This is a genomic window from Streptomyces varsoviensis, from assembly GCF_000718635.1.
In the GTDB taxonomy this organism is placed as follows: domain Bacteria; phylum Actinomycetota; class Actinomycetes; order Streptomycetales; family Streptomycetaceae; genus Streptomyces; species Streptomyces varsoviensis.
In genome coordinates, this window is sequence record NZ_JOBF01000013.1 from 1 (window position 1) to 20805 (window position 20805).

At 72.1% G+C, this 20805-nt stretch carries 19 protein-coding genes; 9 read left to right on the top strand and 10 right to left on the bottom strand.

The window, feature by feature from the left end; genetic code table 11:
* Positions 1 to 200 precede the first annotated feature (200 nt).
* Both msrA and IF55_RS18610 read right to left on the bottom strand, forming a co-directional pair.
* The gene (gene msrA, locus IF55_RS18605; protein WP_030877819.1) at positions 201 to 872 is read right to left on the bottom strand and encodes a peptide-methionine (S)-S-oxide reductase MsrA; all 672 of its coding nucleotides are present in this window, start codon (positions 870 to 872) and stop codon (positions 201 to 203) included.
* 170 nt (positions 873 to 1042) lie between these two features.
* Positions 1043 to 2149: a hypothetical protein gene (locus IF55_RS18610; RefSeq protein ID WP_030877821.1), complete on the bottom strand. Its 1107-nt coding sequence runs from the start codon at positions 2147 to 2149 to the stop codon at positions 1043 to 1045.
* Between the two features lie 239 nt (positions 2150 to 2388).
* Here IF55_RS18610 and IF55_RS18615 point away from each other — a divergent pair, with 239 nt between their 5' ends.
* Positions 2389 to 3555 carry a cystathionine gamma-synthase gene (locus tag IF55_RS18615; RefSeq protein ID WP_030877824.1) on the top strand — a complete coding sequence of 389 codons (1167 nt, stop codon included), beginning with the start codon at positions 2389 to 2391 and terminating at the stop codon, positions 3553 to 3555.
* A 127-nt stretch (positions 3556 to 3682) separates the two neighbouring features.
* On the opposite strand, the gene IF55_RS18620 is transcribed toward IF55_RS18615, so the two are convergent.
* The 3 genes from IF55_RS18620 to IF55_RS18630 form a co-directional block, all read right to left on the bottom strand.
* Positions 3683 to 3934: a hypothetical protein gene (locus tag IF55_RS18620; protein ID WP_030877827.1), complete on the bottom strand. Its 252-nt coding sequence runs from the start codon at positions 3932 to 3934 to the stop codon at positions 3683 to 3685.
* On the bottom strand, positions 3931 to 4404 hold the full coding sequence (locus IF55_RS18625; protein ID WP_030877830.1) for a sigma factor-like helix-turn-helix DNA-binding protein: 474 nt from the start codon (positions 4402 to 4404) through the stop codon (positions 3931 to 3933). Before IF55_RS18625 ends, IF55_RS18620 begins: the two co-directional genes overlap by 4 nt.
* A 78-nt stretch (positions 4405 to 4482) precedes the next feature.
* Positions 4483 to 5010: a MarR family winged helix-turn-helix transcriptional regulator gene (locus tag IF55_RS18630; protein WP_048832166.1), complete on the bottom strand. Its 528-nt coding sequence runs from the start codon at positions 5008 to 5010 to the stop codon at positions 4483 to 4485.
* Between the two features lie 163 nt (positions 5011 to 5173).
* On the opposite strand from IF55_RS18630, the gene ilvA reads away from it, so the two are divergent.
* The 3 genes from ilvA (at position 5174) to IF55_RS18645 (ending at position 8612) form a co-directional block, all read left to right on the top strand.
* Positions 5174 to 6424 (top strand): threonine ammonia-lyase, encoded by a 1251-nt coding sequence (ilvA, locus tag IF55_RS18635; protein WP_048832167.1) that lies wholly within the window; start codon positions 5174 to 5176, stop codon positions 6422 to 6424.
* A gap of 236 nt (positions 6425 to 6660) precedes the next feature.
* A complete protein-coding gene (locus IF55_RS18640; protein WP_030877837.1) occupies positions 6661 to 7755 on the top strand; it encodes a daunorubicin resistance protein DrrA family ABC transporter ATP-binding protein in 1095 nt (364 codons plus the stop codon).
* Complete coding sequence (locus IF55_RS18645; RefSeq protein ID WP_030877840.1) at positions 7752 to 8612, top strand: ABC transporter permease; 861 nt, start codon at positions 7752 to 7754, stop codon at positions 8610 to 8612. The genes IF55_RS18640 and IF55_RS18645 overlap by 4 nt, the downstream gene beginning before the upstream one ends.
* A gap of 214 nt (positions 8613 to 8826) precedes the next feature.
* On the opposite strand, the gene greA is transcribed toward IF55_RS18645, so the two are convergent.
* On the bottom strand, positions 8827 to 9324 hold the full coding sequence (gene greA, locus IF55_RS18650) for a transcription elongation factor GreA (RefSeq protein ID WP_030877841.1): 498 nt from the start codon (positions 9322 to 9324) through the stop codon (positions 8827 to 8829).
* Positions 9325 to 9488: 164 nt separating this feature from the next.
* The gene (locus tag IF55_RS18655; RefSeq protein ID WP_030877843.1) at positions 9489 to 9899 is read right to left on the bottom strand and encodes a DUF4307 domain-containing protein; all 411 of its coding nucleotides are present in this window, start codon (positions 9897 to 9899) and stop codon (positions 9489 to 9491) included.
* Positions 9900 to 9994: 95 nt separating this feature from the next.
* Between IF55_RS18655 and mca the strand changes: the two genes are divergently transcribed.
* Both mca and IF55_RS18665 read left to right on the top strand, forming a co-directional pair.
* Positions 9995 to 10867 (top strand): mycothiol conjugate amidase Mca, encoded by an 873-nt coding sequence (gene mca / locus IF55_RS18660; RefSeq protein WP_030877845.1) that lies wholly within the window; start codon positions 9995 to 9997, stop codon positions 10865 to 10867.
* A 4-nt stretch (positions 10868 to 10871) separates the two neighbouring features.
* Positions 10872 to 11216 carry an RAMP4 family protein gene (locus tag IF55_RS18665; RefSeq protein WP_063763998.1) on the top strand — a complete coding sequence of 115 codons (345 nt, stop codon included), beginning with the start codon at positions 10872 to 10874 and terminating at the stop codon, positions 11214 to 11216.
* Between the two features lie 229 nt (positions 11217 to 11445).
* Here IF55_RS18665 and IF55_RS18670 read toward each other — a convergent pair whose 3' ends face one another.
* Positions 11446 to 14724 (bottom strand): tetratricopeptide repeat protein, encoded by a 3279-nt coding sequence (locus IF55_RS18670; protein WP_030877849.1) that lies wholly within the window; start codon positions 14722 to 14724, stop codon positions 11446 to 11448.
* Between the two features lie 229 nt (positions 14725 to 14953).
* Complete coding sequence (argJ, locus tag IF55_RS18675; protein ID WP_030877851.1) at positions 14954 to 16108, bottom strand: bifunctional glutamate N-acetyltransferase/amino-acid acetyltransferase ArgJ; 1155 nt, start codon at positions 16106 to 16108, stop codon at positions 14954 to 14956.
* Between the two features lie 300 nt (positions 16109 to 16408).
* Between argJ and IF55_RS18680 the strand changes: the two genes are divergently transcribed.
* The 3 genes from IF55_RS18680 (at position 16409) to IF55_RS40090 (ending at position 20248) form a co-directional block, all read left to right on the top strand.
* Positions 16409 to 18457 (top strand): thioredoxin domain-containing protein, encoded by a 2049-nt coding sequence (locus IF55_RS18680; RefSeq protein ID WP_030877854.1) that lies wholly within the window; start codon positions 16409 to 16411, stop codon positions 18455 to 18457.
* Between the two features lie 135 nt (positions 18458 to 18592).
* Complete coding sequence (locus IF55_RS18685) at positions 18593 to 19609, top strand: MDR family NADP-dependent oxidoreductase (RefSeq protein WP_030877858.1); 1017 nt, start codon at positions 18593 to 18595, stop codon at positions 19607 to 19609.
* Positions 19610 to 19630: 21 nt separating this feature from the next.
* Positions 19631 to 20248: a MerR family transcriptional regulator gene (locus tag IF55_RS40090; RefSeq protein ID WP_063763999.1), complete on the top strand. Its 618-nt coding sequence runs from the start codon at positions 19631 to 19633 to the stop codon at positions 20246 to 20248.
* On the opposite strand, the gene IF55_RS18695 is transcribed toward IF55_RS40090, so the two are convergent.
* On the bottom strand, positions 20182 to 20805 hold the full coding sequence (locus IF55_RS18695; RefSeq protein ID WP_037963389.1) for a TetR/AcrR family transcriptional regulator: 624 nt from the start codon (positions 20803 to 20805) through the stop codon (positions 20182 to 20184). The genes IF55_RS40090 and IF55_RS18695 overlap by 67 nt on opposite strands.

Genomic DNA, 20805 nt, shown 5'->3' on the forward strand with positions numbered 1-20805 from the left:
GGGCGGTGGGGGTCCGGAGGAGGCGTGAAGCGTGATTTGTGGGCCTGAGGTGAGGGTGCCTGAGGCAACGCCGTTCACGGGCCCGTAAATCATGCAGCCCCGGAGGACCCCCACCGCCCCGCCCCCGACCCGACAACCCGCCCGCACGCGCATCCATCCGCACACGCCCCCTAACCACGGCCAGGACCGCACGAGACGCCTCAGGCGTCCGGTGCCTCCGTCACCCCGACCGGGCAGGACACCCCCGTCCCGCCGATGCCGCAGTAGCCCGCCGGGTTCTTGTCGAGGTACTGCTGGTGCTCCGGTTCGGCGGGATAGAAGGGGCGGGGCCCGGCGGGCAGGATTTCCGTGGTGATGGGCGCCGCATGCCCGGAAGCGGCGAGGGCGGACTGGTAGGCGGCCCGGGAGGACTCGGCCTCGGCGGCCTGGGCCGCGGTGTGGGTGTAGATCGCTGACCGGTACTGGGTGCCCGTGTCGTTGCCCTGGCGGAACCCCTGCGTCGGGTCGTGCGACTCCCAGAAGATCTTCAACAGCGCCCCGTACGACGTCACCGCCGGGTCGTAGAGCACGCGGACCGCCTCCGTATGCCCCGTCATCCCGCTGCACACCTCGTAGTACGACGGGTTCGGCGTGTGACCGCCCTGGTAGCCGACCAGCGTCGTCCACACCCCCGGCGCCTGCCAGAACTTGCGCTCGGCGCCCCAGAAGCAGCCCAGGCCGAAGTCGGCCGTCTCCAGGCCCTCCGGGTACGGCCCCATGAGCGGGGTGCCGAGGACGGTGTGCCGGTCGGTGAGGGTGAAGGCCGGTTCGGGGCGGCCCTTGAGCGCCTCCTCCGGCGTGGGGAGGTGGTTCTTCTGGCGGTGGAACAGCATGGAAGGCTCCTCGGGACCGGACAGGGGCAGGCTCTACGGAGACAACGCTCCCCCGGGAAGGGACATTCCGGCACCCATCAGCAGCCCCGCCAGCCCGGCCAGCCCCGCCAGCCCGGCCAGCCCCGCAAGCTCGGCCAGCCCCGCCAGCCCCGCCAGCCCGGCCACCCCCGTCACCCCCGCGGCGGCAACGTCGCCGGGCTGCCCCCCTGCGCCTCCCAGCCCGCCACCGCGAGCGCCCGGTACGCCGCGTACTCCGCCGCCGGGCTGGCCCCGTACGACCACGGGACGGCGCCCACATGCCCGTCCACGCGCCGCACCTGCTCCATCGCCTCCGCATAACGCTCCGCGCGTACGAGGAACCACACCAGCAAATGGCGTACGTGCGGTAGTACGGCATGGTCGGCGGGGGCCTGCTGAACGGCGTAGAGGGCACCGTCGATCGCCCGCGACACCACCGCACTGCGGTACAGGCCGCGCACCAGGTTGACGTCCGAGAGGTGGTCGTGGACCGCGAACAGCGGCAGCGCGGGCAGCAGGGTGCGCTCCGGCGCGGCCCCGGCGGCCCCCTCCGCGAAGGCGTCGGCCTGCTCGGCCGACCCGTGCCACGCCGCGCTCCAGTAGCGCAGGGCCACCAGATGCGCCCCCATGTGATGCGGCGCGCGCGCCACGACCGTCTCCCACACGGACTGGAACTCGGCCTCGCTGGCGCCCATACCCCGCGCGACGCCCAGCTCGACGATGTACGGGACCGGGTCCCCGGGGGCGAGCAGCGCGGCCTCGCCGCAGACCGTACGGGCCTCCTCCAGGATCATGCGGTAGTCCTGCGAGGACGGGTCCCGCAGTGCCTGCTGGAGGAGGAACTGCGCCTGCACCGCGGCGCCGCCCGGGTCCTTCGGGGCCACCACCCGCCAGTGGCGCAGCCACATGCCGCCCGTGCCGGGGGCCTCGGCCAGTTCCATCGCCGCGGCGCCCGCCAGCGTCTGCACGCGCTGCCAGCGCAGCTCGCTCGCGGCGTCGGTGGCGGCCAGGAGCCGCGCCGCCGGCTGCCAGTCCTGGGTGCGGCGGGCCTCGTCGAGGGCGGCGAGCAGCTCCGGGTCGGGTCCGGGCAGCCGTACGTCGAGCCGGTCGGCCGGTACGAATCCGTACGCCCCCTCGGGGTCGGCGGCGAGCCGTGCGCCCTGTGCGACCTGCTGCCCGACGCGCCGGCGACGCATCGCGGGAACGGCCGCAACGCCGCAGATCAGGACGAGGGCGATCAGGATGAACAGAAACTCCATGGTGCGTCCCGTTGGATGGTCGTAAGGGCGGTCTTATGGGGGCGGTCGTACGGGTGGTAGGAGAGGCGAGCGTCCCGACGAAAGGGACCGGAACCCTTCAACGGACGAGGCCGCCGGATCGTTCACCCACGGTGACAGCCGCCGATCGTTCACCGCCAGGTGGCGGCCGCCGGATCGTTCATCCTCCGGTGACAAGTGAACAGCAGTGTTCCGCGATACGGGGTACTACCCTCGGGCCAATGAGCGACAAGCACTCACAGCCGCACCCGGCCCAGAGCTTCGAAACCCTCGCGATCCACGCCGGGCAGGAGGCCGACCCGCTGACCGGCGCGGTCGTTCCGCCCATCTACCAAGTCTCCACCTACAAGCAGGACGGTGTGGGAGGACTGCGCGGCGGCTATGAGTACAGCCGCAGCGGCAACCCCACCCGCACCGCCCTGGAGGAGAACCTGGCGGCGCTGGAGGGCGGCAGCCGCGGCCTCGCCTTCGCCTCCGGGCTGGCGGCCGAGGACTGCCTGCTGCGCACCCTGCTGACCCCCGGCGACCACGTCGTCATCCCGAACGACGCGTACGGCGGCACGTTCCGTCTCTTCGCCAAGGTCGTCGAGCGCTGGGGCGTCGAGTGGTCCGTCGCCGACTCCTCCGACCCGGCCGCCGTACGGGCCGCGATCCGGCCCCGTACGAAGGTCGTCTGGGTCGAGACGCCCTCCAACCCGCTGCTCGGCATCACCGACATCGCCGCCGTCGCCGACGTGGCGCGCACGGCGGGCGCCCGGCTCGTCGTCGACAACACCTTCGCCAGCCCCTACCTCCAGCAGCCCCTCGCGCTCGGCGCGGACGTCGTCGTGCACTCCACGACGAAGTACATGGGCGGCCACTCGGACGTCGTCGGCGGTGCCCTGGTCACCTCCGACACCGCGCTCGCCGACGAGCTGGCCTTCCACCAGAACGCCATGGGCGCCATCTCCGGGCCCTTCGACTCCTGGCTGACGCTGCGCGGCATCAAGACGCTGGCCGTCCGCATGGACCGGCACAGCGCCAACGCCTCGCGCGTCGCCGAGCTGCTCGTCTCGCACCCCAAGGTCACCCAGGTCTACTACCCGGGGCTGCCGAACCACCCGGGGCACGAGATCGCCGCCAAGCAGATGCGCGCCTTCGGCGGCATGGTGTCCTTCCGGGTCGAGGGCGGCGAGGAAGCGGCCGTCGAGGTATGCGACAAGGCCGAACTGTTCACCCTGGGGGAGTCGCTCGGCGGCGTCGAGTCGCTGATCGAGCACCCGGGGCGGATGACGCACGCCTCCGTGGTGGGCTCCGCCCTGGAGGTCCCCGCCGACCTCGTCCGCCTCTCCGTGGGCATCGAGTCCGCCGACGACCTGATCGCGGACCTCACGCGCGCCCTGGGCTGACCCGGGACCGTACGAAACGCGAAGGGGCCCTGGTTCGTACGAACCGGGGCCCTGATCCGTACGAGCCGAGGTCCCGACCCGTACGAGCGCGCTCACCACCCCTCCAAGGCTCACCACCCCTCCAGGCTCACCACCCCTCCAAAGGAGGCGCCGTGTCCGACGGCGGGGCCACCCAGGGCTGTACGAGCGCGGCCCACACGCAGAAGGCCACCACGGCCACCACCAGCAGCACCCACCCCAGCCGCCGCAGCACCTGGCGGCGGCGCAGCAGTCTGCGGCCGCGCTCGGCGGCCCGTACGGCCAGCTCCGGGCGGACCACCGGATGCGGGGTGTCGAGCATCCGGCGGACCTCGTCCTCCTTGCGGTCGTGGACGCTCACGGGGCCGCCATCTCGGCGCGCCGGCCGGCCGCGGGGGCGTTGCTGCGCATCGCGGCGACGGCGCGGGTGCACAGGGCGCGCACGCGCTCCACGGGGAGGCCGAGCTGGGCCGCGATCTGCTCGTCGGCCACGCCTTCGTACAGTCGCAGGACGAGGATGAGGCGTTCTTGCCGGGAGAGCCCCCCCAGCACGCCGGTACGGGCGGGGCGGCGGTGCCAGGCGGCGTGCGCGAAGCGGGCGGTCAGCTCCTGGCGGGTGCGGTCGTACGGGTCCTCGCCGCGCAACTGGTCCCAGGCCGCGTACGTACGGGCCAGCGCGGCCGTCAGGAGCCGCTCGGCGGCCTCCCGGTGCGGCGCCTCCTCGCCGGTCAGCAGCGCGGCGGCGTGCAGCAGCCGCCCGCCCGCGCCCCCGACGAATGCCTCGAACTCCCGGGCGCGGCGGCGTTCCCGTGCCGCTTGCCGCTCTCCCACCGTTCCTCCCGTGCCCTCCAGCACACGGCAGGCCGCGCACCGGGTCAAGAGGCCGGACGGGGCGGCCCGGGGGCGGGGTCAGGAGTTCGGCGGCTCCTGGGGGAGCGCGTTGTGGATGACGGACAGGGAGGCGTTGAACCGGGTGAGCAGCGTGGTGAAGTCATTCCGCTCCTGCTCGGTCCACTCGTCCGTCACGATCGCCATCAGCTCGCGCCGGGAGGTGCGCACCTCCTCCAGGCGCGCGATGCCGCGCGGCGAGAGCTGGAGGACGACGGCGCGGCCGTCCTCGGGGTGCGAGGTGCGTTTGACCAGGCCGGAGTCCACGAGTGGCGCCACCTGGCGGGTGACCGTCGAGGAGTCGATGCCCATGCCGGCGGCGAGCGCCTTGACGCCCATCGGGCCTTCCTGGTCAAGGCGGTTGAGCAGCAGGTAGGCGGCGCGGTCCATGGAGTTGCGGGCCTGACCGACGCCGCCCAGGCGGGTCTGTTCCGCCCGGCGCGCGAAGACGGCCACTTGGTGCTGGAGCGCGTCGAGGACAACGGGGTCGATGGCCGCGGTGGTCTCTGACTCGGGGGGCACGCCCCGGGTCGCGGCGGTTGTCGTCATGTCCGAAGGGATGGGCATGGCCGGAGGCTCACTTCGTGCGGTGGGCTGAGGATGGGGGACACAGTACGCGGCCCGGGGGCCGCCCGTACCAGCGCTGCGCAAACCAATGGTTACGCACGGGCCGCGGCGGTCGCAGGAGGAGCGAGCTGCGAGACTTGCGGCCATGGCCCTAGAACTTGGTGACGAGGACGGCCCCGAGGGGGCCCCGCTGCCCGCGATCTCCCTCGACGACGTGCGCAGCGCGCAGAAGATGCTCTCGGGGGTGTCGCGGCCGACCGCGCTGGAGGGCAGCCGTTTCCTGTCCGGTCTGATCGGCGCGCCCGTGCACCTCAAGTGCGAGAACCTGCAGCGCACCGGGTCCTTCAAGGTGCGCGGCGCGTACGTGCGGATCGCCGGGCTCGGCCCCGCGGAGCGGGCGGCGGGCGTCGTCGCGGCGAGCGCGGGCAACCACGCGCAGGGGGTGGCCCTGGCGGCGTCCCTCCTCGGGGTGGGCTCGACGGTCTTCATGCCGGAGGGCGCGCCGCTGCCGAAGGTCGCGGCGACCCGCGAGTACGGGGCCGAGGTGCGGCTGCGCGGGCAGGTCGTGGACGAGACGCTGGAGGCCGCCCAGGAGTACGCGCGGCAGACGGGCGCCGTGTTCATCCACCCCTTCGACCACCCCGACATCATCGCGGGGCAGGGCACGGTGGGGCTGGAGATCCTGGAGCAGTGCCCCGAGGTGCGCACCATCGTCGTGGGCATCGGCGGTGGGGGGCTCGCGGCGGGCATCGCGGTGGCCGTCAAGGCGCTGCGGCCGGACGTACGGGTCGTCGGGGTGCAGGCGGCGGGCGCCGCGGCGTACCCGCCGTCGCTGGCGGCCGGGCACCCGGTGTCGATCGAGGCGCCGACGACGATGGCGGATGGGATAAAGGTCGGCCGGCCGGGGGATGTTCCCTTCAAAATCGTTGGCGATCTCGTGGACGAGGTCCGTACCGTTTCCGAGGACGAGCTCTCCAGCGCTCTGCTGCTGTGCCTGGAGCGGGCGAAGCTCGTCGTGGAGCCGGCCGGGGCGAGCCCGGTGGCCGCGCTGCTGTCGGCGCCGGAGGCCTTCGAGGGGCCCGTGGTCGCCGTGTTGTCGGGGGGCAATGTGGACCCGTTGCTGATGCAGCGGACGCTGCGGCACGGCATGGCCGCCGCCGGCCGGTATCTCTCGCTGCGGCTGCGGCTGACGGACCGTCCGGGCGCTCTGGCTGCGCTTTTGGATGTGTTGTCAGTGGTGGACGCTAACGTCCTCGATGTGAGCCACGTCCGGACCGATCCCCGGCTCGGGCTCGCGGAGGCGGAGGTGGAGCTGCACCTGGAGACCAAGGGGCCGGAGCACTGCGTGGAGGTGCGTACGGCGCTGCGAGAGGCGGGCTACAGCGTTCGGGCGTGAGGATCGCATGAGATCGCGCGAGATGCACGAGATGCACGAGATCGCACGAGACCGCATGAGGAGAGCGGCGGAACGTTCGTCGCGCACTCGTGTATCGCGATGTATCGCGTCTGGGGTATGGTCCGGTAGGTGTCGGCTTGAGGGCGGCCTTACGGGGGGACAAATGCCGTGAGGTGCGCCAACTCCGGCGAACCATAAAATCATCGTGGAACCATCCCAAAATCGGGGGTAAATCCATGCCAGGCGCCATTTACGCCGAAGGACTCGTGAAGACCTTCGGCGACGTGAGGGCACTGGACGGCGTCGACCTCGACGTCCCGGAAGGTACGGTCCTCGGCATGCTCGGCCCGAACGGGGCCGGGAAGACAACGGCGGTGCGGGTGCTCACCACCCTGCTCAAGCCCGACCGCGGCAGGGCCGAGGTGGCCGGCATCGACGTCCTGCGCAAACCCAACGAGGTCCGCCGCTCGATCGGTCTCTCCGGCCAGTTCGCGGCGGTCGACGAGTATCTGACCGGCCGCGAGAACCTCCAGATGGTCGGCCAGCTCTACCAGATGAGCGGCCGCGCCGCGAAGGCGCGGGCGGGGGAGCTGCTGGAGCGCTTCCACCTCACCGACGCCGCCGACCGGCCCGCCAAGACCTACTCGGGCGGCATGCGCCGCCGCCTCGACCTCGCGGCCGCCTTGGTCGTCAGCCCGCCCGTGATGTTCATGGACGAGCCGACCACCGGCCTGGACCCGCGCAACCGGCAGCAGCTCTGGGAGGTCATCCGGGAACTGGTGGCGGGCGGCACGACCCTGCTCCTCACCACGCAGTATCTGGAGGAGGCCGACCACCTCGCGCACGACATCGCCGTCGTCGACCACGGCCGGGTCATCGCCCGCGGCACCTCCGACCAGCTCAAGGCCCGTACGGGCGGCGAGCGCGTCGAACTGGTGGTGCACGAGCGCGAGCACATCGCCGCCGCCCAGCAGGTCCTGCGGGGCTTCGGCAAGGGGGAGGCCACGATCGAGGAGCACATCCGCAAGGTCACGGTGCCGGTCACCGGCGGCGCCAAGCTGCTCGCCGAGGTCATCCGGGAGCTGGACTCGCGCGGCATCGAGATCGACGACATCGGGCTGCGCCGCCCGACCCTGGACGACGTGTTCATCTCCCTCACCGGCCACGCCGCGGAAATCGACGAGGAAGCGGCTGACGGGGACGGCGAGGACGCCACCAAGGGCGCGAAGGGCGCCAAGGGCAAGACGGGCAAGGCGGGTAGGACGGGCAAGAAGAACGCCGAGGGCACTGAGAGCGCCGAGGGCGCGGCCGCGAAGGAGGGCACCAAGTGAGCACGGTCAGCGAGGTCTCCGCCCGCGGCGCAGTACCCCAGCCCCGCGGCGGCATCACCCAGTCCGTCCGCGACTCCCTGGTGGTCGCCAAGCGCAACCTGATCCGGATGCTGCGCATCCCGGAGATGGTGATATTCGGACTGATCCAGCCGATCATGTTCGTGGTGCTGTTCAGCTACGTCTTCGGCGGCTCGATCAGCCTCGGCGGCAACACGGACCCGAGCATGTACCGCCAGTTCCTGATGGCCGGCATCTTCGCGCAGACCGTCACCTTCGCCACGGCCGGCGCGGGCGCGGGCATCGCCGACGACATGCACAAGGGGCTCATCGACCGGTTCCGCTCGCTGCCCATGGCCCGCGGCGCGGTCCTCACCGGCCGTACGCTCGCGGACCTGGTGCAGACCGCGCTGACCCTGGTGGTGCTGGCGATCGTCGCGGTGATCGTCGGCTGGCGCATCCACGCGGGCTTCCCCAAGGCGGTGGCCGGCTTCGCGCTGCTGCTCCTGCTCGGGTACGCCTTCTCGTGGATCGGCGCGCTCATCGGGCTGTCGGTGCGGACCCCGGAGGCCGCCACCTCCGGCGGGCTGATCTGGCTCTTCCCGCTGACGTTCATCTCGAACGCCTTCGTGCCCGCCGACAACATGCCGATGGTGCTGCGCAACATCGCGGAATGGAACCCGTTCAGCGCCACCGTGCAGGCCGCCCGCCATCTGTTCGGCAACCTCCCGGCGGACTACCCGGTGGCCGCGGCCTGGCCGATGCAGCACCCCATCTGGGCGTCGCTGATCTGGTCGGTCGTGATCATCGCGATCTTCCGGACGCTCGCGGTGCGCAAGTACCGCTCGGCGACGGCCTGAGCCGCCGCCGCGGCGCGGTACGAGCTGCGGGCCGCGTACGGGCGCTGGGGCGCGTAGGGGCGCTGGGGCCGCGTACGGGCGCTGGGGCGCGTAGGGGAGCTGAGGCGGCGTATGGGCGCTGAGGTGCGTAACGGCTGACGGCGCTCGGGCCACGTGACAGCGCTCGGGCCCGGACCTTCGTGGTCCGGGCCCGAGCGCTGTGCGGTCCGGCGGATCAGCCCTGGTAGGGCTTGGCGGCGAGGATCTTCACCGTGGCCGTACGGCCGTTCGGCAGCTCGTACTCGGCGTCGTCGCCGACCTTCTTGCCGTTGACCCCGGTGCCCAGCGGGGACTGCGGCGAGTAGGTCTCGATGTCGGCGCTCGCGTATTCGCGCGACGCCAGCAGGAAGGTCAGGGTGTCGTCGGGGTCGCCGTCGAAGGCGATGGTGACGGTCATCCCGGGCTCGACGATGCCGTCGTCCGCGGGGGCCTCGCCGACCTTCGCGTGCTGGAGGAGCTGGGTCAGTTGGCGGACCCGGAGCTCCTGCTTGCCCTGCTCCTCCTTGGCCGCGTGGTACCCGCCGTTCTCGCGCAGGTCACCCTCTTCACGGGCCGCCGCGATCTTCGCGGTGACCTCGGTGCGAGCGGGACCAGACAGGTACTCCAGCTCGGCCTTGAGCTGGTCGTACGCCTCCTGAGTCAGCCAGGTGACGTTGTCGCTGGTCTGGGTCACAGGTGCTCCTCGTCGGTGCTGGGAATACAAATGAACGCCCTACTCAGAAGGGTGCGCCTTCAAAGGTGGGCGAAACCACGAGCCTAACAATTCCGGGCGGAAAGGGGGAGGAGGGAAGCCGTACGAAACGCGTCAGCGCAGGTCAACGCCGGGGCGTCGGAACGTCACCCGTTCGTTGTGGACTTGCAGCCGACCAGTTCCGCGGCGGTGGCGCGGGCCGTGGTGCGGATCTTGACGAGCGTCGTCAGATGGCTCTCGCGCTCGTTGAGCGTCACGTCCTTGCGGCCGACCTCGACCTGGTCCTTGTCGAGCGCGCGCACCGTGCACACGGCGGTCGCGTCGCGGTCCTTGCGGAGCTCCAGGACGGCCTGCGTGGAGTCGTCGGAGACGATCTTGGAGCGGATCAGCTCGCCGGTGACGTCGGACGACGTGATGTGGTGGACGCCGAACCAGACGATCACGCCGATCAGGGCGGCGCCCAGCACGGCGCCGATCACCTTCAGCTTCCGGTCGGCGCGCTGGTCGGCCGACCGGCCGTAGCGCCCGGCGGGCAGCTCCTCGCGCACCGCACTCATGATCGTCCTCCTGGTTGTGGAACCCGGAATGAATCGAGCCCCGCTTGGGTCACTATAGGAGGCATCTCTTTTGACCAGTGACTGAGGATCGAGCCTTGACTGAGCAGCTTCGATTGATGGCCGTGCACGCCCACCCCGACGACGAGTCGAGCAAGGGCGCGGCCACCATGGCCAAGTATGTGTCCGAGGGGGTGGATGTGCTGGTCGCCACCTGCACGGGCGGAGAACGCGGCTCCATTCTCAACCCCAAGCTCCAGGGCGACCCGTACATCGAGGAGCACATCCACGAGGTGCGCGCCAAGGAGATGGACGAGGCGCGCGACATCCTCGGCGTCAAGCAGGAGTGGCTGGGCTTCGTCGACTCGGGGCTGCCGGAGGGCGACCCGCTGCCGCCGCTGCCCGAGGGCTGCTTCGCGCTCCAGGACGTCGACGAGGCCGCCGGCGAGCTGGTCCGGCTCATCCGTACGTTCAAGCCGCACGTGGTCACCACGTACGACGAGAACGGCGGCTACCCGCACCCCGACCACATCATGACCCACAAGATCTCGATGGTGGCGTTCGAGCGGGCCGGCGACCCCTCCTACTACCCCGAGGCCGGCGAGCCCTGGCAGCCGCTGAAGCTCTACTACAACCAGGGCTTCAACCGCGAGCGCACGGTCGCGCTGCACGAGGCGCTCCTCGCCCGCGGTCTCGACTCGCCGTACGGGCAGTGGCTGGAGCGGTGGAAGGAGCACGGCCAGCGCGAGCGGACCCTCACCACCTACATCCCGTGCGCGGACTTCTTCGAGATCCGGGACAAGGCGCTGATCGCGCACGCCACCCAGATCGACCCCGACGGCGGCTGGTTCCGGGTCCCCATGGACCTCCAGAAGGAGGTCTGGCCCACCGAGGAGTACGAGCTCGCGCAGTCGCGGGTGCCGACTTCCCTCCCCGAGGACGACCTCTTCGCGGGTATCCGCAACAATTGACTCCATGATGAGTGCGACAGCTTCCCTGGCCGTCACCCACTTGGTGCCGCTCGCCGCCAGTGACCTGGACAAGAACAAGGTCACCCCCGGCGTCCTCGGCTTCATCGTCTTCGCCGTCATCGGCGGAGCCGTATGGCTGCTGATGAAGAGCATGAACAAGCACATGAAGAAGGTGGACTTCGAGGAGCCCGGCGCCGGCGGGACCACGACGCCACCGGGCGAGCCCGGAACCGCGCACTCCGCCGCCGACAGCGCCGCGCCCGCCGCGCCGAAGGGCGGCCCCGCCAAGCGCGAGGCGACAACCCCCACCAAGGGCCCCAAGGGCACCGCGAAGGGTGCCACGGCCTGACGGAGCCTCCCCCTCGCCTGACGGGGACGGGGCTTTCCCCGCCTGACGGACGGGGACGGACAACGGCCCGCCGCCCGCCTCCGGGCTGCCTGCCCCGCTCCGCCCGCCCCAGCCTGCCCGGCAGGGCGGCAGCCCAGCGGTAGCCCTCGGCGGGGCAGCGCGCCCTGGCGGGCCGGCTGCTGGGGGCCGCCCTCCTCCCCGAGGCAGTGGTCCTGACGAGGCCGTCGGCCTACCGGGGAAGCACCGCCATCACCTCGCGGGCGCGGCGGCTGGGGGCCATGCCCAGGCGCCATGCCTGCCAGCCGGTCTCGGGCTCGACGCCGCGCTCCAGGACCAGCGTGAACGATTCCGCACAGTCTTCCAGCGACGGGTCACCGACCCAGTCGGCGCCGCGCAGGTCCTCGCGCAACCGCGCCAGCTCCTCCTGCGCGACCGCCACGCCGACGACCGAGCCGCCGGGCGACGCGAAGGGGAGCAGGGTGCAGCGCAGGAAGCGCGCCCAGCTCTCACCGCGCCGGTCCCCGTATCCGGCGAAGAGCGCCGCGGCCTCCTCCACCAGCTCCAGGGCCTGTGCGGCCCGCCCGTTGCCGCCGTCGATGACCGCCAGCTCCAGGCACGACCATGCCTCGCCGTGCGGCACGCCCAGGCGGTGGAAGTCCTGCCGGGCGTCCTGCAGCAACTGCCGGGCGAAGCCGCTGTTGCGCAGCGAACCCGTCTTCGCCGCCCGCTGATCACGGGTCACCCGCGCGCAGTGGTGCCGGGCGCACGCCAGCCCGTACACGTCCCGCATCCGGCTGAACATGTTGCGGGCCCGCTCCAGCGCCCGTACCGCCGCGTCCTGGTCGCCCCGCTCCTCCAGCGACTGCCCCAGGTAGTACAGCGTCCACGCCTCGCCCCGCGCGTCCTCGTTCTCCCGATGCCGCGACTGGGCCTGCCGCAACTGGTCGACGGCGGCGGCGAAGTCGCCCGCCACCAGCCGGGCCCGGCCGAGCTGCGTCAGCGCCCAGGAGGCGCCCCGGCCGTCCTGCGTACGCCCGTACTGGTCGAGCGCCTCGCGGAACTCCTCCTCCGCCGGCCCCACCTCGCCCATCCGCAGCCGCACCTGGCCGAGCTGGAAGTGCGCCCACGCCTGCCCGTGCACGCTCTCGCTCTCCCGGTGCAGCTCCAGCGCCTCGTGCAGCATGCCCAGGGCCTCGGCTATCCGGGCCCGGTCGCGCTCGACCGCCGCCAGCGCGTGCAGCGTCCACGCCCGGTCGCCGCGCAGCTCCTCGGTGCTCTGAAGATCGAGCGCCTCGCGCAGCTTCGCCGCGGCCTCCTCCAGATTGCCCTGGTGCTGAAGGGTGATGCCCAGGTCGCGCAGGGCGCGGGCGGCACCCGCCGGGTGGTGGGCGTCGAAGTACAGATCCACCACCGAAGACAGCGTCGTACGGGACTTGTCCAGCTCACCGAGCTGACGGGCGGCGACACCCGTGCGCCACTGCACCGAACGCACCAGCAGCCCCCGGTCCGTGGCCTGCGTCAGCTCGCTCAGCTCGCCCAGCCGGTACAGATCGCCGCGCAGCAGGCAGTAGTCGCACAGCGCGCCCAGCAGATGCAGCACAACCGACTGGTCCACGCCCTCCGCGTGCCGCAGCGCGGCCGTGATGAAGCTGGACTCGTCGTCCAGCCAGCGCAGCGCCGCGTCCAGCGACGTGAAGCCGTGCGAGCCGAACTGGTCCGCGCGCGTGGACGTCTTGCCGTCGACCAGCCGTATGACGGAGTCCGCCAGCTCCGCGTAGCTGCGGATCAGCCGCTCCTGCGCGGCGATGCGCTCGCCCTCCTCCTCGTCGTCGCGCAGCCGGGCGAGCGCGAAGTCCCGCACCAGGTCGTGCACCCGGTACCGGCCGCCGCGGACGTGCTCGATCAGCCCGGCCCGGGCCAGCGCCGTGAGCTGCCGGCCCGCCTCCTGTTCCCCCGTGTCGAGCAGCGCCGCCGCGGCCGCGGGACCCAGCGACGTCCGCCCCGCGAGCGCCAGCCGGCGCAGCAGCCGCTGCGCGGCCTCCGGCTGGTCCGTATAGCGCAGCCACAGGGCCCGCTCCACCGTGCCGACCGGCCCGTACGCGTCCAGCTCGGCGGCGAGCGTCTGCGGGGAGCGCGGCCCCAGCGAGGAGCCCGCGATCCGCAGCGCCAGGGGCAGGCCGCCGCACAGCTCCCGTATGCGCGCCATCGACTTCTCGTCGTACGGGCCCGGCAGCGGCTCCTGGGCCGCCGCGCCCAGCAACTCCTCGGCCCCCGCCTCGTCCAGCGCCCCGACCGGCAGCTCGTGCACCCAGGCGACCAGGTCCGACGGGAGGGCCAGCGGGGTGGCCGAGGTGACCAGGACCAGGCTGTCGGAACGCTCGGGGATGAGCGTACGGACCTGGTCGACGTCCGAGGCGTCGTCCAGGACCACGGTGACGGGCAGCCCCGTCAGATGCTGGTCGTACAGCTCCGTCAACCGCTTGACGTGCTGCTCCTGCGAGGACCGCTCCCGGAAGAGGAGTTGGTCGCGGGGCGCGCCGAGCCGGTTGAGGAGGTGCATCAGCGCGTCGCGGGTCGGCACCGGCGGCTCGCCCGGCGCTCTGCCCGCCCGCGCGGCGCCCTCGCCGCGCAGATCCACCACGCACGCGCCGCGGAACTGATCACGCAGATGGTGCGCGGCCCGCACCGCGAGCGCGGTCCGGCCACTGCCCGGCGGCCCGTGCAGCAGCACGACCGTGGGCCTGGTCTCCGTGCTGGCCCGAGCCTGGTGCACCCACTGGGAGATCTGCGTGAGCTGGGCCCTGCGCCCCGCCAACGGCCCGTCTGCCTCCGGCAGATGCTGGAAGGACTGCTCCAGCACGCTGCGCCGCCGGGCCGCCGCGCTGCGGTCGTTGCCGCGCAGCTTGGGGACGCGCGGCGGCGCGGCCGCCGACTGCGGAGCGGTCCCGGCGCTGCGCCGCGTCGCCGCGGACACCATGCGGTGCTGGTCCAGGAACGGCCGGATGCCCCGCACCTCGACGGCCGTGAGCCACTGGAGCCGCAACTGCTCCATGCCGCCCGGCTGTCCGCGCATCCCCGCCCGCCGATGCGCCGCCGGCCAGTGCCCCGCCGTCAGCTTGACGAGCGTCGCCGCCACCCCGGCCACCGCGACGGTCGCCCCCGCGCCGAACGCCGTGCCCGCCGAGGTGCCGTACCCCAGGTCCGCCCCGAAGGCCGCCACCGCGGCCACGATCGTCACCAGCCCCGGCGTGGCCAGCGCGCCCCGCGACAGCCGCGCGGACAACGGCCGTTGCGTAGCCTCCGCCTCATCCAGCGCCCGCACATACGCGCCGTACTCCTCGGCGGCCTTCGCCGCCATCTCCCCCAACTCCGCCCGCCCCCGCCCGAGCAGCACCGCCCCATCGGTCCGCCCGCCCGACCGGCGCACCTCTTCCTCGACCGCCCGCCTCAACAGACCGTCGACTTCCGCCCGATGGCTCTCCCGCAGGGCCACCACTGAGCCCGGCATACGCTCCCCTTTCCGAGGCGACCGTTCAGTTCTCCGGTTCTTCCCCTCAAGTCTTCCGTCTCCACGGGAAATACGGCAGCCCTGTGGATAACTCAACGTGGCGAGCGGGCGGTGTCCGTGTGCGGCGCCCATGTGCGGTGCTGGGCTGGGGAGGCGCGGGATCATGCGCAAGGCGGAGGGCGCGGCGGCTTGTTGGCCGCGGCGGCCTTGTGCCCCCGACAGCGAAGCGTCAGGTCGTGTAGTCGGCGTTGATCCTGATGTATCCATCGGTGAGATCGCAGCCGTAGACCGTGAACTCTCCCGACGCGATGCCGAGGTCGATGGCGATCACGACCTCACTGCCCTTCAGGTGGGCGGTGGCGGCGGCCAGGACCTCGTCGGTCGCGGGCGCCGGGTAGGTCTCCACCTCGCCGAAGCGGATCGCCACGTTCGACGGATCGATGTCCAGGTCTTCCTCGCACTTGCCGATCGCCATCGCGACCCGCCCCCAGTTGGGGTCGGCGCCGTGCACAGCGGTCTTCACCAGCGGAGAGTTGACCACGGTCTTGCCGACCCGTTTGGCTTGCGCGGCGTCACGGGCGCCCGTCACCCGCACCTCGATGAGCTTTCCGGCGCCCTCGCCGTCGGACGCGATCTCGCGTACGAGCCGCAGTGCGGCCTCATGCAGAACAGCCTCGAACTCGGCCTCGTCCACCGGGCCCGCCAGGCCGTTGGCGAAGATCGCGGCGCTGTCGCTCGTGGAGGTGTCGGTGTCGATGCTCAACGCGTTGAACGTCCGGTCGATCACCCGGCGGAACACCCGGTCCAGCGTCGGCTGATCCAACTGTGCGTCAGTGAAGAAGAACACCAGCAGCGTCGCCATATTCGGCTCGATCATGCCGACACCCTTGGCGATGGCGCCGACCACCGCGTCACCGCACGGAAGCACCACATGCTTGGGGACGGTGTCAGTGGTCATGATCGCCTTCGCGGCCGCCTCCAGGTCTACTTCCGGCAGCGGCCACTCAAGGGCCGCGAGCCCGGACCGTACCCGGTCCATCGGGTACTGGCGCCCGATGACGCCCGTGGACGCGATCAACAGCTCTTCCGGCGGGAATCCGGCGGCTTGGGCGACGGACGCTCGTATCTCCTTGGCGTTCGCCATGCCCTCGGCGCCGGTGGCGACGTTGGCGTTGCGGGCGATGACCACGACACCGCGGGCCGTGCCCGCCGCCGTCGACTCGCGGCTCAGCACGACGCTGGGCCCGACAAATCTGGACTGCGTGAAAACTGCCGACACCACGGCGGGAACCTCCGACAGAACGACAGCGAAGTCGTCCGCCTCGTCCTTGATCCCCCATGCCGCTGTCCTACCGCGAAAGCCCCGTGGGCCCGGTGATGACATACCAACACACCTCTCATCCGACGTGCCGCTGTCCGCACGTGCGGCCACGCTATATGCGTAATACGGAAAATCTATGCAGTCCAATCCTGAGGGGGTTCGTGTCGGTGCTCGTTGGGATGACTACTGCTGGAAGTGGTCGTTCTGCGGCAATGGTCGCCCATGGTGCCCCGGGCTGCCCATGCATAGATATGCGTATCCGTGTTGCGGTGTGCGGGTTGTCGGCTCGCAGGCGTGCGACGCGTACGGGGTCCACTCCGCGGGGTTGGGCTGGGCGATCCCCGGTCATGCCACGATGTAGGGATGAATCGACTCGCCGACTCGCAGTCGCCGTACCTGCTCCAGCACGCCTCCAATCCGGTGGACTGGTGGCCCTGGGGGCAGGCCGCTTTCGAGGAGGCGCGGCGGCGCGATGTGCCGGTGTTGTTGTCGGTGGGGTATTCGGCGTGTCATTGGTGCCATGTGATGGCGCATGAGTCGTTCGAGGATGAGGAGACCGCGGCGTTCCTCAATGAGCACTTTGTTTCGGTCAAGGTGGATCGGGAGGAGCGGCCCGATATCGACGCGGTGTATATGGAGGCGGTGCAGGCGGCCACGGGGCAGGGTGGGTGGCCTATGACCGTGTTCTTGACGGGGGATGCGGAGCCGTTTTACTTCGGGACGTATTTTCCGCCGGAGGCGCGGCATGGGATGCCGTCTTTTCGGCAGGTGCTGGAAGGGGTGCGGGCCGCTTGGGCGGAGCGGCGGGATGAGGTGGGGGAGGTCGCCGGGCGGATTGTGCGGGATCTCGCCGAGCGCACGCTGGCCGTCGGCGGGGTGGCGGCGCCCGGGGCTGAGGAGCTGCATGGCGCGCTGATGGGGCTCACCCGGGAATTCGACTCCGTGCGGGGCGGATTCGGCGGGGCGCCCAAGTTTCCGCCGTCCATGGTTCTTGAGTTTCTGTTGCGGCATCATGCGCGGACGGGCTCCGTGGGCGCTTTGCAGATGGCCGGGGCCACGTGCGAGGCGATGGCGCGCGGGGGGATCTACGATCAGCTCGGGGGCGGGTTCGCGCGGTATTCGGTGGATGCCGAGTGGACGGTTCCGCACTTCGAGAAGATGCTCTACGACAATGCGCTGCTCTGCCGGGTCTACGCGCATCTGTGGCGGGCCACCGGGTCGGATCTCGCTCGGCGTATCGCTCTGGAGACGGCGGAGTTCATGGTTCGGGAACTCCGCACGGACCAAGGAGGGTTCGCTTCCGCGCTCGACGCCGACAGCGACGACGGGAGCGGCCGGCACGTCGAGGGCGCGTACTACGTGTGGACGCCCGAGCAACTGCGGGACGTACTCGGCGAGGCCGATGGAGACCTCGCGGCCTCGCACTTCGGGGTGACGGAAGAAGGCACCTTCGAAGAAGGGGCGTCTGTTCTGCAACTTCCCGACACCGACGGGCTCGTCGACGCCGCGCGGCTCGCGTCCGTACGGGAGCGGCTGCTGGCGGCGCGCGAGCAGCGGCCGCGGCCCGGCCGTGATGACAAGGTCGTCGCGGCCTGGAACGGGCTGGCCATCGCCGCCCTCGCGGAGACCGGCGCGTACTTCGACCGCCCGGACCTCGTCCAGGCCGCCACCGACGCCGCCGACCTGCTCGTACGCGTCCACATGGACTGGCACGCCCGCCTCGGCCGCACCTCGCTGGCCGGCGTCGCGGGCCGGCACGCCGGGGTGCTGGAGGACTACGCCGACGTGGCGGAGGGCTTCCTCGCCCTCGCCTCGGCCACCGGCGAAGGCGTCTGGGTCGACTTCGCGGGGCTCCTCCTGGACACCGTCCTCATCCAGTTCACCGCCGAGAACGGCGCCCTCTACGACACCGCCGCCGACGCCGAGGCCCTGATCCGCCGCCCCCAGGACCCCACCGACAACGCGGCCCCCTCCGGGTGGACCGCGGCCGCCGGGGCGCTCCTGTCGTACGCCGCCGTCACCGGCAGCGCCCCGCACCGGGAGGCGGCGGAACGGGCGCTCGGGGTCGTCAAGGCGCTCGGTCCCCGCGCGCCCCGGTTCATCGGCTGGGGGCTCGCGGTCGCCGAAGCGCTCCTGGACGGGCCCCGCGAGATCGCGATCGTCGGCCCGTACGACGACACGGCCACCCGGGAACTGCACCGCACCGCCCTGCTGTCCACCGCCCCCGGCGCCGTCGTCGCGCTCGGCGAGCCGGACGCCGGCGAGGTGCCGCTCCTCGCCGGCCGGCCGCTGCTGGCCGGCCGCCCGGCCGCGTACGTCTGCCGGCACTTCGCCTGCGACGCCCCCACCGCCGATCCCGTCGTCCTCGCGGAGCTGCTGCGTACGGCCGGTGACGAGCCGCCTCGGACCTGATGGGCGGGGGACGGGGACGGCTCTTCGCGGCGCGGCCTGCCTCCCTACACCCCCTCCTCCGTTCCCCTTGAACTTGACGTGCGCGTCAAGTTCTAACGTCATGGCGATCCCTACGTTTCCGCGAGGAGTTCGTACATGACCACCCATCCCATCCCCGCCACCCACCGCGAGGTCCGCCTCATCGCGTACCCGGAGGGGAAGCTGACCGACGAGCACTTCGAGATAGCCGAGGTCCCGGTCCCGCGGCCGGGCCCCGGGGAACTGCTCGTCCGCACCAAGACCATGGCCGTCGCCGCCGTGATGCGGACCCTGATGGCCGCGGAGAGCCCCGTGCCGCTGCTGCGGCCGTTCAAGCTGGGGGAGGCGCTGGAGGGGCCGGCCGTGTCCGAGGTCGTCGCCGGGTCCGGCACCGGGTTCGCCCCCGGCGACCTCGTCACCACGCAGACCGCGGGCTGGCGCGAGTACGCGATCGTCCCCGCGGCCGAGGCCGAGCGCGTCGACGCGGACCTGCTGCCCGACCCGGGCGCGTACCTCTCCCAGGGCCCCACCGCCTACATGGGCATCGTGCGGATCGCCGAGGTCCGCGAGGGCGACACGGTGTTCGTGTCCGGCGCGGCCGGCGGGGTCGGCACGCTCGCCGGGCAGATCGCCCGGCTGCGCGGCGCCAAGCGCGTCATCGGCTCGACGAGTTCGCGGGCCAAGGCGGACGTCCTGATCAAGGAACTGGGCTACGACGCCGCCGTCATCCGGGGCGCGGGCCCGATCGAGGAGCAACTGCGCGCGGCGGCCCCGGAGGGCATCGACGCGGTCTTCGACAACGTCGGCGGCGAGCAGTTGGAGGCGGCCGTGGCCGCCGCCAACCGGGGCGCGCGGGTCGCCCTGATCGGCGCGCTCTCCGGCCAGCTCGGACAGGGCGCGCTCGCCACGTTCGACACGCTCGCGCTGGTCGCGAACAGCATCACGCTGCGCGGTGGGGCCCTTTACGACCACCTGGACGCGATCCCCGAGTGGTACCGCGTGTTCGGCCAAGGGCTGCGGGAGGGCACGCTGACCTTCCCGCACGCGCGGCTGACGGGCATCGAGTCGGCCCCTCGTGCGTTGAGGGAGTTGACCGAGGGACGCCACATCGGCGCGGTGCTGGTGGAACTGTAGCCCTCGGCGAGGGAGGGCCGGATGCGGATCGGCGACGCGGCGGCGGCCGCGGGGCTCACACCGCGCGCCCTGCGCTATTACGAGCAGCAGGGCCTGCTGGCGGCCCGGCGGACGCCGTCGGGCCACCGGGTCTACGGGCCGGAGGACGTGCGGCGGCTGCGCGTCGTACGGGGGCTGCTGGGGGCGGGGCTGACCGTGGGGGACGTACGGTCCTTCGCCGAGGGACTGGACAAGGTGCCCGCCGAGGGGCTGGACACACCGCCCGCCGGCGCGGAGGGCGACGAGCGGTTCTTCGCCGCCACCGGGGCCGACGCCTGTCCCGCCGCGGCGGAGGTGATCAGGCACCGGCTGGCCGACCTCGACGCCCGTATCGCACAGCTCATGGAGTTGCGGCGGCGGCTCGCGGAGCAGGTGGGGGAGGAGACCGTCACCCCGGGCGCTCCGGGAGCCGGGCCGGGGGTCAGCTCGGGCGGCACCCCGGGAGCCGGCTCCCGGGGCGGCCCGAAGGGCGGGGCGGGCGCCTCCCCCGGCGCCGCGGGTGGCTCCCCCGGCGCCGCCTCACCCACTCGCGGTCAGAGAGTGAGCCCGCGGCTGAAGACGTCGAGTGTCTGTTCCATGAGCCCGGTCAGGTCCTCCTGACCGTCGTGGCGTGCCCAGTGCATCAGCGCCGCCTGGAAGCCGCCGAGCACCGCCCCCACGAAGACCGCCACATCGAGGTCGTCGGAGGGGCGGCCGGTGCGCTCGCAGAGCACCTGGGCCAGGATCTGGCCGGACTCGGCCATGCTCTCGTTGGAGCGGGCGCGGATGGCGGGCACCGCCTGGAGGAGCCTGGCGCGCTCGGCCATGTCCTCCTGCTCGTGCTCGAAGGCGTAGCGCAGCGTGGCCAGGACGCTGTGCCGGATCGACTCCATCGGGCTCTCGTCCGGCGGCCGGGCCTCCAGCGCGGCCCTCATCGGCGCGTCGTACTCGTCGGTGAGGACGATGTCTTCCTTGGTGGGGAAGTAGCGGAAGACGGTGCTGGGGGACACGTCGGCGGCGGCGGCGATCTGGTCGACGGGCGTCGCGTCGTAGCCCTGCTCCTTGAAGAGCCGGTAGGCGGCCCGGCGGATCGCCTGGCGGGTCTGGATCTTCTTCCGCTCGCGCAGCCCGAGCCTGGGCTCGGGTCGCGCCTCGGGTGTCGTGGGTACGGCGGCCAT